At 74.5% G+C, this 12,781-nt stretch carries 16 protein-coding genes; 11 read left to right on the plus strand and 5 right to left on the minus strand.

The features are described from left to right. Positions 1-67: 67 nt before the first annotated feature. The 3 genes from AB0N31_RS24295 (at position 68) to AB0N31_RS24305 (ending at position 3,673) form a co-directional block, all read left to right on the plus strand. Entirely contained in the window at positions 68-769 is a 702-nt protein-coding gene (locus AB0N31_RS24295; protein WP_366060510.1) for a class II aldolase/adducin family protein, read from the plus strand. Positions 770-938: 169 nt separating this feature from the next. Next, positions 939-2,066 (plus strand): alpha/beta fold hydrolase, encoded by a 1,128-nt coding sequence (locus tag AB0N31_RS24300; RefSeq protein ID WP_366060511.1) that lies wholly within the window; start codon positions 939-941, stop codon positions 2,064-2,066. A gap of 170 nt (positions 2,067-2,236) precedes the next feature. Then, positions 2,237-3,673 carry a hypothetical protein gene (locus tag AB0N31_RS24305; RefSeq protein WP_366060512.1) on the plus strand — a complete coding sequence of 479 codons (1,437 nt, stop codon included), beginning with the start codon at positions 2,237-2,239 and terminating at the stop codon, positions 3,671-3,673. 15 nt (positions 3,674-3,688) lie between these two features. On the opposite strand, the gene AB0N31_RS24310 is transcribed toward AB0N31_RS24305, so the two are convergent. Both AB0N31_RS24310 and AB0N31_RS24315 read right to left on the minus strand, forming a co-directional pair. After that, on the minus strand, positions 3,689-4,102 hold the full coding sequence (locus AB0N31_RS24310; RefSeq protein ID WP_366060513.1) for a VOC family protein: 414 nt from the start codon (positions 4,100-4,102) through the stop codon (positions 3,689-3,691). 107 nt (positions 4,103-4,209) lie between these two features. Then, positions 4,210-5,100, minus strand: coding sequence for a neutral zinc metallopeptidase (locus AB0N31_RS24315; protein ID WP_366060514.1), 891 nt, complete (start codon positions 5,098-5,100; stop codon positions 4,210-4,212). Between the two features lie 338 nt (positions 5,101-5,438). On the opposite strand from AB0N31_RS24315, the gene AB0N31_RS24320 reads away from it, so the two are divergent. The 3 genes from AB0N31_RS24320 (at position 5,439) to AB0N31_RS24330 (ending at position 8,514) form a co-directional block, all read left to right on the plus strand. Further along, positions 5,439-7,037 carry an ABC-F family ATP-binding cassette domain-containing protein gene (locus AB0N31_RS24320; RefSeq protein WP_366060515.1) on the plus strand — a complete coding sequence of 533 codons (1,599 nt, stop codon included), beginning with the start codon at positions 5,439-5,441 and terminating at the stop codon, positions 7,035-7,037. A 334-nt stretch (positions 7,038-7,371) separates the two neighbouring features. Further along, entirely contained in the window at positions 7,372-7,593 is a 222-nt protein-coding gene (locus AB0N31_RS24325; protein ID WP_006123601.1) for a helix-turn-helix domain-containing protein, read from the plus strand. 117 nt (positions 7,594-7,710) lie between these two features. Next, a complete protein-coding gene (locus AB0N31_RS24330; RefSeq protein ID WP_366060516.1) occupies positions 7,711-8,514 on the plus strand; it encodes an enoyl-CoA hydratase/isomerase family protein in 804 nt (267 codons plus the stop codon). A 31-nt stretch (positions 8,515-8,545) separates the two neighbouring features. Here AB0N31_RS24330 and AB0N31_RS24335 read toward each other — a convergent pair whose 3' ends face one another. Beyond that, the gene (locus AB0N31_RS24335) at positions 8,546-9,268 is read right to left on the minus strand and encodes a nucleopolyhedrovirus P10 family protein (RefSeq protein WP_366060517.1); all 723 of its coding nucleotides are present in this window, start codon (positions 9,266-9,268) and stop codon (positions 8,546-8,548) included. An 87-nt stretch (positions 9,269-9,355) separates the two neighbouring features. Between AB0N31_RS24335 and AB0N31_RS24340 the strand changes: the two genes are divergently transcribed. Genes AB0N31_RS24340 through amaP form a run of 5 tightly spaced genes read left to right on the plus strand, consistent with a single transcriptional unit; the run spans position 9,356 to position 11,671 of the window. Further along, entirely contained in the window at positions 9,356-9,838 is a 483-nt protein-coding gene (locus AB0N31_RS24340; RefSeq protein WP_366060518.1) for an Asp23/Gls24 family envelope stress response protein, read from the plus strand. Between the two features lie 42 nt (positions 9,839-9,880). After that, entirely contained in the window at positions 9,881-10,066 is a 186-nt protein-coding gene (locus AB0N31_RS24345) for a hypothetical protein (protein ID WP_366060519.1), read from the plus strand. Between the two features lie 5 nt (positions 10,067-10,071). Next, positions 10,072-10,446: a hypothetical protein gene (locus AB0N31_RS24350; protein ID WP_366060520.1), complete on the plus strand. Its 375-nt coding sequence runs from the start codon at positions 10,072-10,074 to the stop codon at positions 10,444-10,446. After that, the gene (locus AB0N31_RS24355) at positions 10,443-11,087 is read left to right on the plus strand and encodes a DUF6286 domain-containing protein (protein WP_366060521.1); all 645 of its coding nucleotides are present in this window, start codon (positions 10,443-10,445) and stop codon (positions 11,085-11,087) included. Before AB0N31_RS24350 ends, AB0N31_RS24355 begins: the two co-directional genes overlap by 4 nt. Continuing rightward, a complete protein-coding gene (amaP, locus tag AB0N31_RS24360) occupies positions 11,084-11,671 on the plus strand; it encodes an alkaline shock response membrane anchor protein AmaP (RefSeq protein WP_366060522.1) in 588 nt (195 codons plus the stop codon). The genes AB0N31_RS24355 and amaP overlap by 4 nt, the downstream gene beginning before the upstream one ends. A gap of 33 nt (positions 11,672-11,704) precedes the next feature. Here amaP and AB0N31_RS24365 read toward each other — a convergent pair whose 3' ends face one another. Together AB0N31_RS24365 and AB0N31_RS24370 are read right to left on the minus strand one after the other, a co-directional pair. Further along, on the minus strand, positions 11,705-12,460 hold the full coding sequence (locus tag AB0N31_RS24365) for an SDR family oxidoreductase (protein WP_366060523.1): 756 nt from the start codon (positions 12,458-12,460) through the stop codon (positions 11,705-11,707). A 5-nt stretch (positions 12,461-12,465) separates the two neighbouring features. After that, the coding region (locus AB0N31_RS24370) for a glycoside hydrolase family 15 protein (protein ID WP_366060524.1) at positions 12,466-12,781 on the minus strand (316 nt) is incomplete at its 5' end.

Raw genomic sequence — 12,781 nt, forward strand, 5'->3', positions numbered from 1 at the left:
GCGCCCCCTTCCCCGAGGGTCCCGGAAGGCCGCGAAAGAGACGTTCGTCACCTGGCAGGATCGCGGCATGGCAGAGCAGCGACGCGACACCGGCGACGGCATCCACGACCCCCACGACCTCCGCGGCGGGGAGGTCGCACACGCCTGGGAACAGCTCGTGGCGACGGCCCGCCGCACCGTCGCCGACCGGCTCGTCGTCGGCACCTCCGGCAACGTCTCGGTCCGCGTCGGGGAACTCGTCCTGGTCACCCCCTCGGGCGTCCCCTACGACCGCCTCACCCCGGACGACGTCACCGGCGTCGACCTCGACGGCCGGCAGGTCCTCGGCACCCTCACCCCGACCAGCGAACTGCCCATGCACCTCGCCGTCCACCGCACCACCGACGCCCGCGCCGTCGTCCACACCCACGCCGTGCACGCCACCGCCGTCTCGACCCTCGTGACCGAACTCCCGTCCGTCCACTACATGACGGCCGCCCTCGGCGGCCCCGTCCGCGTCGCCCCCTACGCCACCTACGGCACCGAGGAACTCGCCCGCAACCTCCTGCACGCCCTCACCGACCGCACCGCCTGCCTCCTCCAGAACCACGGCACCCTCACCTACGGCACCACCCTCGACCAGGCCTACGACCGCACGGCCCAGCTGGAGTGGATGTGCCACCTGTGGCTGACGGCCTCGTCCGTCCCGGGCCGCACCCCGAACCTGCTGACCGACGACCAGCTGGGGGAGGTGGCGGAACGCCTGCGGGGCTACGGGCAGAACCGCTGAGGCGACGCACCGGGACCGCCGACACGACCCCGACACCCTCGGCGGCCGGTCCCGAGGCCGGGGCGTGGCGGTACGCGGCTCCGCCGGGCGTGCGGCCACCGCCACCCGCCCGCACCCCCGGCCCCCTCCACCACTGGCCCTCGGCGGGATCGGCCAGGACACTGGACGAGTGCGCACCGTCACGGCGACCGCCGTCACCGCAGCCGCGGCCCTGGCCGCCGGCGCCGCAAGCGTGGCCGCGGGCCGCCTCGCCAGCGACGCGGCGCTGAAGGCGTCACCCGGCCGACCCCTGCCCACCGAACCCCGGCTCACCGTGCACGGCACGGCCGACGGCCAGGTGATCCTCACCCGCGACCTCGCCGCCCTGCGGCCCGGCACCTACGGACTCGCGGGCGACGGCTCCCACGCGGTCGTCGGCCCCGTCCTGGACAGCCCCCCGCACTCCGCCGACACGGTCGTACGACGTCTGGAGCGGGTCACCCACGGCACCCTCGACGCGGGCGACGCGGTGTGGCTCACCCCGAACCTGCACGTGGGCAACCCGAGCACCGCGCTCGGCCTCGACCACGCCGACATCGACGTGCCCGGCGAGCTGGGACCGCTGCCCGCGTGGTTCGTCCCCGGCGCCCGCCGCACCTGGGTGATCGCCGTGCACGGCCTGGGCACCACCCGGGAACACGCCCTGAACCTGACCGGCTTCCTGCACCGCCGCCGCTTCCCGGTCCTCGCCCTGTCCTACCGCGGCGACCTGGGCGCGCCCCGCCCCCCGGACGGCCTCAACCACCTCGGCGAGACCGAGTGGCGCGACCTGGACGCGGCGATGCGCTACGCCGTCCGCTACGGCGCCGAACGTCTCGTCCTGCTCGGCTGGTCCACCGGCGCCACCATGGCCCTGCGCGCCGCCGCGCACTCGGGGCTCCGCAACCTCGTCTCGGGGCTCGTGCTGGACTCCCCGGTCCTCGACTGGCAGGCCACCCTGCGGGCCCTCGCCTCCGCCCGCCACGTTCCGGGCGCGCTGCTGCCGCTGGCCGTCCGCGCCGCCGAGGGCCGCGCCGGCCTGAGCGCCGGCACCGCCGACGGGGCCGCCGACCCGGCCGCACTCGCCGTACCGACCCTGGTCATCCACGGCCCCGGGGACACCGTGGCCCCATGGGCGGCCTCCCGCCGCTTCGCCGACCGCCACCCCGGCCCGGTCGCCCTCCACTCCGTCCCGCACGCCCCGCACGCCGCCATGTGGAACCCCGACCCGGCCGCCTACGAGGAAGTGCTGCGCCGCTTCCTGACCCCCTTGATGTGAGGTGCCGCGGCGGGCCGCACCGGAACGGTCCCACAGGTTCCGTTTAAGGCCGAACCGCTGGCCTGAACAAGCCTCTTCCCCTCTCCCCGCACCCCGCGCGTTGGCCAGTCCCGTAGCCCGCCGTGACATTCCGTTTGGGATTTCGGACCGTCAACCGGAAGACTGCACCCGTGACGTCCCGTATCCCGCGCGACTCCAGGCTTCGACTCGTCCGCCCCCGACCCCTGGCCGCCGCCCCCTCAGCTGTGAACCAGCGGCGACAGCGCCGCCCCGCGCCCCGCCCGCCGGAGGGCACTCCCGCCCCGGCGGAGCTGGCCAGAATGGCGCGCTCCGTCCTGGCGGCCGCGGCCCGCGTCGCCCGCTGGGCCGACAACGCCCTCGGTCCCGGCCGGGACGCGGCCACCGACGACGGCAAGGCCACCCTCTCCGAGGCGACCGCCGAACGCGCGGCGGCCGACCTGGGTCTGACCGCGGCTCAGGTCCGCGCCGACTGGGACACCGCCCGTCTCGCAGGCCTCGTCGAGGTGCACGGCGACAGCGCCCGCCCCGGCTGGCGGCTGCGCGCCTGGAACCGCGACGACAGCGCCGTCCTGCGCGGCTGGGTCGCCCTCTTCGACGCCTGGTCGCTGGCCACCCCGGAACCCGCCGGCCAGGAGCCCGGCGCCGTCGCCGAGGTCGTCTCGGCCATGCCTCAGGTGCTCTCCCTCCTCCAGCTGTCCGCCGGCCCCGTCCCCGTGGACCAGCTCCTCGACCTGCTGCGCCAGCGCGTCACCGAACTGCGCACCGAACGCTGCGAGGTCTCCTACGGCCCAGAGGACGCCGACACCCCGAGCCCCCGCCGGCCCGGCCCCTCCGCCGACGCCGACCCGGCGGAACCGGCCCGCGCCGCCGAACTCGCCCCCCTCCTCGACTGGGCCCTGCACGCCCTCGCCTCGGTGGGCGCGCTCACCTGCGGCGACGGCCAGGCCACCCTGACCCCGCTCGGCAACTGGGCGGTCTGGGTCAAGCTGGAGCAGATCTGCGTCGCCGCGCAGAGCCCCGCCGGCAACATCGAGGTCGCGGCCGAGGAGATGCTCCGCGGCTGCGCCCAGCTCCGCCCGAACGCCGCCCGCGCCGAGTACCGCGCCTGGCTCGCCGCCCGCACCGTCGGCAGCGCCGTCGGTGAACTCCTCACCGCCGCCCGCGGCGAGGACGCCCTGCTGCGCGGCCTCGCCTTCGAGGCGCTGCGCGTCGTCGGCGCCCCCGCGGAGCCCGACGTGCGCGCCGTCGTCGAGGAGCCCGCCCTGCGGCCGTACGCCCTGCTGTGGCTGGCCGAGCACGACGGGGTGGACCCCGAGGACGCCCACGAGGTGCTCACCCGCGAGGAGGCCACCTGGCTGTGGGTGGACACCGCCGCGGCCGTCGCCGACCACGGCGAGGCGCCGATGCTGGTGCGCCACCTGGAGTCCGCGCTCCAGCCGACCGTGCCGGCGCTGCTGGCCGAGGTCCGCTCCGTCGGGCACCCGCGCACCGTGCAGGTCCTGGTGGCGCTCGCCGCCGCCCACCCCGACCCGGCGCTGGCCAAGGCCGTGCGCAGGGCCGCCTTCCAGGTCCACACCGGGGGCTGAGGCCGGCGCCGGACGTCAGCCCTGTATCTCGGGCGCGTACGTGCCGAAGCTCCAGATGTTGCCCTCGGCGTCCCGGGCCGTGTAGTCCCGCGAGCCGTACTCCTGGTCCGTCGGGGGCATCAGGATCTCCGCGCCGTGCTCCACGGCCCGCCGGTGGTGGGCGTCGACGTCGTCCACCACGACGTACACCCCCGCCGGACCGGCGTCCTTCATCGCCGCGTCGAAGAGACCGCCGCGGCCCTTCGAGCCGAGCATCACCGCGCCGTTGCCCTGCACCAGCTCGGCGTGCAGCACCGAGCCGTCCTCGCCCTCGAACACCGACAGCTCGGAGAAGCCGAAGGCCTCCGTGAGCTGCCGGATCGCCGCCCCGGCGTCCCGGTAGAGCACCGTCGGGTAGATGCTCGGGCGCCCACCGCTCATGCCTGCCATGCCGACCACTCCCTCGCGACCCCCGCGCCGTTCCTGCCGGAAACCCCACTCACGGCCCAGTCTGGCAGCGCCCACCGACAACGCCCCGGGGAGCGGACACCGCGCGGTCAGCGGAAGGTGTCGCACCGCGCCATGTCCCCGCTCCGGTACCCCGCGTCGAACCACTGCTGCCGCTGCGCCGCCGACCCGTGCGTCCACGTCTCGGGCGTCACCCGCCCCTGGAACCGCTCCTGGATCCGGTCGTCGCCCACGGCCGCCGCTGCGTCCAGCCCGTCGGCGATGTCCGCGGCCGTGAGGCTGGTGATCAGCGGCCGCCCGGTCGACTCGTCCGGCGTCGTGGTCGCGTGCCGGGCCCACACGCCGGCGTAGCAGTCGGCCTGCAGCTCCACGCCCACCGCGGCGCTCCCGGCGCCGGTCAGCCCGTCCTGCGAGCGGCTCAGCGTGCCCATGAGGTCCTGCACGTGGTGCCCGTACTCGTGCGCCACGACGTACGCCTGCGCGAAGGGCCCGCCGCCCGCGCCGAACTTCGACCGCAGTTCGCCGAAGAACCCCAGGTCCAGGTAGACCTTCCGGTCGCCCGGGCAGTAGAACGGTCCGACCGCCGAGGTCGCCGTCCCGCACGCCGTCCCCACCCGCTGGGCGAAGAACACGGTGGGCGAGCGCGTGTACGCGCCGTCCCGCCGCCGGAACTCCTCGTCCCAGAAGTCCTGCACGCTGTTGACCACCGCCACCGTCCGGCAGTCGTCCCGCGTGTTCGCGTCCTGCCCGGTACGGCAGTCGCGCTGCACCTGCGCGAACCCCGACGAGGTCGCCGCGGGCTCGTCGCCGCCCGAGGAGAGCCCGAGCTGGTCCGGCCCGACCCCGAGGAACAGCGCCAGCAGCAGCGCGACCAGCCCGGCGATCCCGCCGCCCACGGTCGCCCGCCCGCCCGGAATCCGGCTCCCGCGCACGTCCTGCACCTCGGACGTGTCCAGCCTGGCGTCGTCGTCGAACTGCACGGGCCACCTCCGTCTGTGCCACCCTCGGCCGCCATCCTCACCCGCCACACCCTCCCCACGCGCGGAGCCTGCGCGGAGCCGAGGAGGCGGGTCGGCAACCAGGTACCCGCCCGTCCCGCCGTTGCACGCACCACCCCGCCGCCCGCGCGCGGAGCCCGCGCGATCCGGCCCGCGCGCCCGACCGGGCAGGTGACCCGCGCGAAGATCGAACACCTGCACCCAGGAAAAGTGCTTGCACGGCCCCGTTAGAATGGCTTCATGGCCATTCTCCTCGCGCATTAGACGGCGGGAACGTCCTCAGCCGCCCATCCCGCCCCCACCCGCTCTGGAGTCTGTCCGTGATCTCCGCCTCCGGCATCGAGCTGCGCGCCGGTGCCCGCATCCTCATCGAGAACGCCTCCTTCCGCATCGCCAAGGGCGACCGCATCGGTCTGGTCGGACGCAACGGCGCCGGCAAGACCACGCTGACGAAGGTCCTCGCCGGTGAGGGCATCCCCGCCGCGGGCCAGGTCACCCGGTCCGGCGAGGTCGGCTACCTCCCGCAGGACCCCCGCACCGGAGACCTCGACGTCCTCGCGCGCGACCGCATCCTCTCCGCCCGCGGTCTCGACGTACTGATCCGCAAGATGCGCGACAACGAGCAGCGCATCGCCGACGGCCAGGGTGCCACCCGCGAGAAGGCCATGCGGCAGTACGAGCGCCAGGAGACGGAGTTCCTCACCAAGGGCGGGTACGCCGCCGAGGCCGAGGCCGCCACCATCGCCGCCGCGCTCAACCTGCCCGACCGCGTGCTCGGGCAGCCCCTGCACACGCTGTCCGGCGGTCAGCGCCGCCGGGTCGAGCTGGCCCGGATCCTGTTCTCCGACGCCGACACCCTGCTCCTCGACGAGCCGACGAACCACCTGGACGCCGACTCGATCGTCTGGCTGCGGGACTACCTCAAGACCTACCGCGGCGGCTTCATCGTCATCTCCCACGACGTCGACCTGGTCGAGACGGTCGTCAACAAGGTGTTCTACCTGGACGCCAACCGCTCCCAGATCGACGTCTACAACATGGGCTGGAAGCTCTACCAGCAGCAGCGCGAGGCCGACGAGAAGCGCCGCAAGCGCGAGCGGCAGAACGCCGAGAAGAAGGCCGCCGCCCTGCACTCGCAGGCCGACAAGATGCGCGCCAAGGCCACCAAGACGGTCGCCGCCCAGAACATGGCCAAGCGGGCCGACCGGCTGCTCGCCGGACTCGAGGCCGTGCGGGCCTCCGACAAGGTCGCCAAGCTGCGCTTCCCGGAGCCCGCGCCCTGCGGGAAGACCCCGCTGATGGCCGAGGGCCTGTCGAAGTCGTACGGCTCGCTGGAGATCTTCACCGACGTCGACCTGGCCATCGACAAGGGTTCCCGCGTCGTCATCCTCGGCCTCAACGGCGCCGGCAAGACCACGCTGCTGCGCCTGCTCGGCGGCGTGGAGAAGCCCGACACCGGCGAGGTGCGCCCCGGCCACGGGCTCAAGCTCGGCTACTACGCCCAGGAGCACGAAACGCTCGACCCCGAGCGCTCGGTCCTGGAGAACATGCGCTCCGCGGCCCCCGACCTGGACCTCGTCGAGGTCCGCAAGGTGCTCGGCTCGTTCCTGTTCTCCGGCGACGACGTCGACAAGCCGGCCGGTGTCCTGTCCGGCGGTGAGAAGACCCGGCTGGCCCTGGCCACCCTCGTGGTCTCCTCGGCCAACGTGCTGCTCCTCGACGAGCCCACCAACAACCTCGACCCGGCCAGCCGCGAGGAGATCCTCGGCGCGCTGCGCACCTACAAGGGCGCCGTCGTCCTCGTCACCCACGACGAGGGCGCCGTGCAGGCGCTCCAGCCCGAGCGGATCATCCTGCTGCCCGACGGCGTCGAGGACCTGTGGGGCGCCGACTACGCGGACCTCGTCGCCCTGGCGTGACCGAACGCTTGATCCACGGCGTATGGATCATTCGGCCCACCGGTGATCCCTCATCTGTGTGAGATCTCCTCGTATCGAGGTGTGTCCTACATCCATTTCGCGGCCGACCCCTCTGTCGTCAGGGGTCGGCCGTCGTGCGTCTCTGACCTGGTACTTCGTGGAGGAACCCGTTCGGCCGTACGAACGCCCGTCACCGGAATCGCAGATTCCATTCGTGGAGACGTGCTCCTGTCGTCACAACCCTGTCGCACGGACCTTGCCGAATGGGTGGCCATCGGGCTCCGGAGGGGTGATCATGAGGGGACCAGAGCGCACTTCCCATGAGGAGGCACGGGTGGCCGAGACTCTGAAGAAGGGCAGCCGGGTGACCGGCGCCGCGCGCGACAAGCTCGCGGCAGACCTGAAGAAGAAGTACGACTCCGGTGCGAGCATTCGGGCACTGGCCGAGGAGACCGGCCGCTCGTATGGCTTCGTGCACCGGATGCTCAGCGAGTCGGGCGTCACGCTCCGTGGGCGTGGCGGGGCGACACGCGGCAAGAAGGCCGCCTCGGCCTGATCCGGGCGGCCCATCGGCTCCGATGGTGGCCACCCGGTCGGTCTTCCGATCGGCCGGGTGGTTACTGTGCAGTCACTTAGCTGACCGCTAGCTGACCGCACTCATCGGAGGCGCCCCATGGCCACGCCCGGCCAGGAACTCGTTCCCCTGCTCGACAAGGACGGCGTACGGCTCACCGTGGACGACGCGCTCGCCACGGTGACGCTGACCCATCCGGCCAAGCGCAACGCGCAGAGCCCCGCGATGTGGCGCGCGCTGGCCGAAGCGGGCCGGCTGCTGCCGGGCTCCGTCCGCGTGGTCGTGCTGCGCGGCGAGGGCAAGTCCTTCTCCGCCGGCCTCGACCGGCAGATGTTCACGCCCGAGGGGATCGAGGGCGAGCCGTCCTTCATCGATCTCGCGCGCAGTGGCGACGCCGAACTCGACGCCGCCATCGCCGAGTTCCAGGAGGGCTTCACCTGGTGGCGGCGCAACGACCTCGTGTCGATCGCCGCCGTCCAGGGCCACGCCATCGGCGCGGGCTTCCAGCTGGCCCTCGCCTGTGACCTGCGCGTCGTCGCCGACGACGTGCAGTTCGCCATGCGCGAGACCGGCCTCGGCCTGGTACCGGACCTCACCGGCACGCACCCCCTCGTCTCCCTCGTGGGGTACGGCCGCGCCGTCGAGATCTGCCTGACCGGCCGCTTCGTGCACGCCGAGGAGGCGGTCGCCACCGGCCTCGCCAACGTCGCCGTGCCCGTCGCCGAACTCGACGCGACGGTCCGCGAGCTGGCCGCGGCGGTCCTGGCCGCACCGCGCGACGCGGTCGTCGAGACGAAGACGCTGCTGCGCGGCGCCGGCGACAGGACGTACGACGAGCAGCGGGCGGCCGAACGCGCCTCCCAGGCCCGCCGCCTGCGGGACCTGGCCGGCCTCGGAGAGTGACCCCGCCGGGGCCGGTGCGTGCGGCGGGCGTTCAGCCCGCCGCCGTCACCAGCACCGCCACCGTCGGCTGATCCGTCAGCGCTTCCGACACCGCCGCGCGGACCCCCCGGGCGACCTCCAGCGCCCGGTGGTCCGCGCGCACCGCGATCTCCACGCACGCGTGCCGCCGCGGCAGGGCGGCCGTCACGTCCCGCCGCTCCTCCAGGCGCACCGCGCGCCCGAGCACGGCCGTCAGCGTGGCCACCCCGGGCACCGACAGGGCGGCCTCGGCGACGCGCGCCTCGTCGCCCTCCCGCCCCGCCCCGGCCGGCCGGGGCGGCCGCCCGGGCTCCGGCCCGGGCTCCGGCCGTTCCTCCTCACCGTCGAGCAGCGCCGTCACCCGCAGGTCCACCTCGGCCACCACCAGCCCGAGCCGCTCCGCCGCCGCCAGCGCCAGCGCCGTGCGCAGCCGGGACGCGGTCGTGGGCAGCGGTTCGGAGGCCGCCGCCGCGAACTCCGCCGTCACCCGCAACGGACCCGGCGGCAGCGCGCTCGGCGGCGCCGGCACCACCGGCTCGTACACCGCGCCGGGATCGGCCACCGCGATCCGCAGCGCGCCCAGGCGCACGCCGGGCAGCTCCCGCGCCGCCCGCCGCAGCACCGCCCGCGCCGCGTCCTCCGCGATCCACGCCCCGTCCCTCGGCCCGCCCAAAGGGAGCAACCGGCCCATTCCGAGCTGTTCGCGCACCACGCGCGTCCATTCGTCCGACGTCATTCCTCCACCCTGCCGCATCCCTGGGGCGAGGACGGCCCACCGCGCTTACGGTGGCAGAAGGACGACGACCGAAAAGGACGTACGGCGATGAGCGAGACGACCCAACAGAGCAGGACGCGGCTCCCGGACGGCGGCACCGAGCCGGTGTCGACCCGCAAGGCGACGACGCGCGGCGGCGGCGACCCGGGATCGCGCGGACGCACCACCATCGCCGACGGCGTCGTGGAGAAGATCGCCGGACTGGCGGCCCGCGACGTGGTCGGCGTGCACGCGATGGGCAGCGGCATCAGCCGTACCTTCGGCGCGGTGCGCGACCGGGTGCCCGGCGGCACGAAGTCCGTCAGCCGCGGCGTCAAGGCCGAGGTGGGCGAGGTGCAGACGGCGCTCGACCTGGAGATCGTGGTCGACTACGGCGTGTCCATCACCGAGGTCTCCCGGGACGTGCGCGAGAACGTCATCGCGGCCGTCGAGCGGATGACCGGCCTCGAGGTGGTCGAGGTCAACATCGCGGTCAGCGACGTCAAGCTGCCCGAGGAAGAGGACGAGGAGCCGGAGTCCCGGCTCCAGTGACACACCGGCCACGGGCGACCGGGCCGCTGAGGGGAGTGCATAGTGAACATGGCCGTGGTGGGCATGATCGCCGGCATGGCACTGGGCTTCGCCGGATACTTCGGCGGGTTCGGGGCCTTCCTGCTGGTGGCGGCGCTGGGCGCCGTCGGGTTCTTCGTCGGCCGGTTCCTGGAAGGGGACCTGGAACTCGGCGACTTCTTCCGCACGCGTGACGACCGGCGCCGGTGACGTCCGTGAGCGAGGCACCCGGCCCGTCCGGCACCCGCCCGGCCGCGGTCCCGCCCAGGGAGCGGGGCGCCACCCGGATCGCCGACCGGGTGGTGGCGAAGGTCGCGGCCCAGGCCGCGCGCGAGGCGGTGGGGCCGCTGCCGGCCGACGCCGCCCGCCCGCACGCCACCGTGGTCGTCCATCACGACGCCGCGCACATCCGCGTCCACCTCGAACTCGGCTATCCGACCGACATCGGCCCCCGCTGCCACGCGGTGCGTCGTCACGTCACCGAGAGGGTAGGCGCGTTGGTGGGAATGGAGGTGCCGGAGGTCGCCGTCCAGGTCGAACGCCTGCATCTGGCGGCGGAACACGGCGTGGCACACGGGAGGACGCCATGAGCGAGCCCCTGGGCTCCGAGGGCAGCACACGACGACTGCCGGTCCTCGAGAAGGCGGCCGAGGACGACACACCCCCACCCGGAGGCGCCCCCGCGCCGAGCAGCGGACGCTTCTGGTCGGTCCGCCGGGTCCCGGCGGCCGTCGTCGCGCCGCTGCTCGCCGCCCTCGCGGGCGTGCTCCTGTACGACATCGCCGCGGTGCGGGCCGACCGGCCGGCCCTGCACGTACGCCGGGAGCTGGCACGGCAACTCGCCCAACGGCCCCTGGACGACACCTGGGTCCTCGTCGGCGCGGGCGTCGCCGCGGCCCTCGGCCTGTGGCTGGTCCTCCTCGCCGTCACACCCGGGCTGCGCGACCTGCTGCCCATGCGGCGCCCCCACCCCGACGTCCGCGCCGGACTGCACCGGGGCGCCGTCCGACTGGTGCTGCGCGACCGGGCCATGGAGGTCGCCGGCGTGCAGTCGGTCCACGTCCGCTCCGGGCGCCGCCGGGCCGACGTACGGGCGGTCTCCCACTTCCGCGACCTGGACGAGGTGCGCGAGGAACTGCACGAGGTGCTCGGCGGCGCCGTCCACGGCCTGGGGCTCGCCCGGCCGCCCGCGCTGTCCGTGCACGTGCGCCGGCCCGGAAAGAAGGGATGACGCCGATGCTCAGGACCGTCAACCGCGTGGCCCTGGGGCTCGTGGGCCTCGCCCTGCTCGTCGTCGGCGGCGCCGTGCTCGCCGTCGGCCTGGGCGCGGACCCGCCCTCCTGGTGGATCCACGACGACCGGCACGACGTCCTGCTCAGCACCGCCGAGCGCACCCGCTGGCGGGACGAGGGCTGGTGGTGGCCGACCGTCCTCGCCGTGCTGGCGGTGCTCGTCCTGCTCGCCCTGTGGTGGCTGGTCGCGGTCCTGCGCCGGCGCCGCCTCGGCGAGGTCCTCGTCGACACCGGCGACGGCGCGGGCGCCCTGCTGCGCGGCCGTGCCCTGGAGAACGTCCTGGCCGGAGACGCGGCCCGGCTGGACGGCGTGTCCCACAGCCGCGCCCACCTCACGGGCCGCAGGAACGCCCCCGAGGCCCACGTACGACTCCTGCTGGAACCGCACGTGGACCCGGCCGTGGCGCTCGACCGCCTGACGAACGAGTCCCTGGTCCACGCGCGGGACTCGGCGGCGCTGCCGTCGCTCCCGGCGGAGGTCCGCCTCAGGACGCACAAGCACAAGGCGGAACGGGTCGGTTGACGCCGGCCCGGACCGGTCCGGGCCGACGGCCTCTCAGAACCCGTGCCGCATCCCGCCGTCCACCGGCACCATGGTGCCGGTCAGGTAGGAGGCGGCCGGCGACAGCAGGAAGGCCGCCACCCGCCCGAACTCCTCCGGCGTCCCGTACCGCCGCAGCGGGATCCGGGACTGGTTCGCGGCCCGGGTCGCCTCCGGATCGGCCGACAGCGCGTCCAGCTCGCGCACCCGGTCGGTGTCGATCCGCGCCGGCAGCAGCCCCACGACCCGGATCCCGCGCGGCCCCAGCTCGTCGGAGAGCGACTTCGCGAACCCGGCCAGCCCCGGCCGCAGCCCGTTGGAGATCGTCAGCCCCGGAATCGGTTCGTGCACCGACCCCGACAGCACGAACCCGATGACACCCCCGGCCTCCAGCTCGGCGGCGGCCGCCCGCGCCAGCCGCACCGCGCCGAGGAACACCGACTCGAACGCCGTCAGCCACTGCTCGTCCGTGTTGTCCGCGACGAACCCGGGCGGCGGCCCGCCCACGCTCACCAGCACACCGTCGAAGCGGCCGAACGCCTCCCGCGCGGCCGCGATCAGCCGCGCGGGCGCCTCGGGGTCGGCGTTGTCGGCGGCCACCCCGACCGCGTCCGGCCCCAGCGCCCGCGCCGCCTCGACGGCACGCTCCTCGTCCCGCCCCGTGACGACCACCTTCGCGCCGTCCGCGACCAGCTCGCGCGCGGCGGCGTTGCCGAGGCCGCGGGTGGCCCCGGTGACGACGTACACCCGGTCCTTCAGTCCAAGATCCATGGCCCCTATCCTGCCTGCCCGTCGCCGTACAGCGTGAGGGCGGTGTTGACGAGGCCGATGTGGCTGAACGCCTGCGGGTAGTTCCCCAGGTGACGGCCGGCCTTCGGGTCGTACTCCTCGGCCAGCAGCCCCACGTCGTTGGCCAGGGCCACCAGGCGGTCGAACAGCTCGCGCGCCTCCCGGGTCCGGCCCGTCATGTGCAGGGCGTCCGCGAGCCAGAAGGAGCACGCCAGGAAGGTGCCCTCGTCGCCGCACCACCGAGTGGACGCCGCGACCGGCCGTACCGTCAGCTGCCAGCGCGCGATCGTGCTCTTTCTGGCC

Source organism: Streptomyces sp. NPDC051051 (assembly GCF_040682975.1).
Lineage (GTDB): Bacteria > Actinomycetota > Actinomycetes > Streptomycetales > Streptomycetaceae > Streptomyces.

Bases quoted from the DNA above. Each gene is read 5' to 3' on its own strand.
- AB0N31_RS24295 (WP_366060510.1), top strand. From the start codon at position 68: ATGGCAGAGCAGCGACGCGACACCGGCGACGGCATCCACGACCCCCAC.
- AB0N31_RS24310 (WP_366060513.1), bottom strand. From the start codon at position 4,102: ATGGCAGGCATGAGCGGTGGGCGCCCGAGCATCTACCCGACGGTGCTC.
- AB0N31_RS24330 (WP_366060516.1), top strand. From the start codon at position 7,711: ATGGCCACGCCCGGCCAGGAACTCGTTCCCCTGCTCGACAAGGACGGC.
- AB0N31_RS24335 (WP_366060517.1), bottom strand. From the start codon at position 9,268: ATGACGTCGGACGAATGGACGCGCGTGGTGCGCGAACAGCTCGGAATG.
- AB0N31_RS24340 (WP_366060518.1), top strand. From the start codon at position 9,356: ATGAGCGAGACGACCCAACAGAGCAGGACGCGGCTCCCGGACGGCGGC.
- AB0N31_RS24355 (WP_366060521.1), top strand. From the start codon at position 10,443: ATGAGCGAGCCCCTGGGCTCCGAGGGCAGCACACGACGACTGCCGGTC.
- amaP (WP_366060522.1), top strand. From the start codon at position 11,084: ATGACGCCGATGCTCAGGACCGTCAACCGCGTGGCCCTGGGGCTCGTG.
- AB0N31_RS24365 (WP_366060523.1), bottom strand. From the start codon at position 12,460: ATGGATCTTGGACTGAAGGACCGGGTGTACGTCGTCACCGGGGCCACC.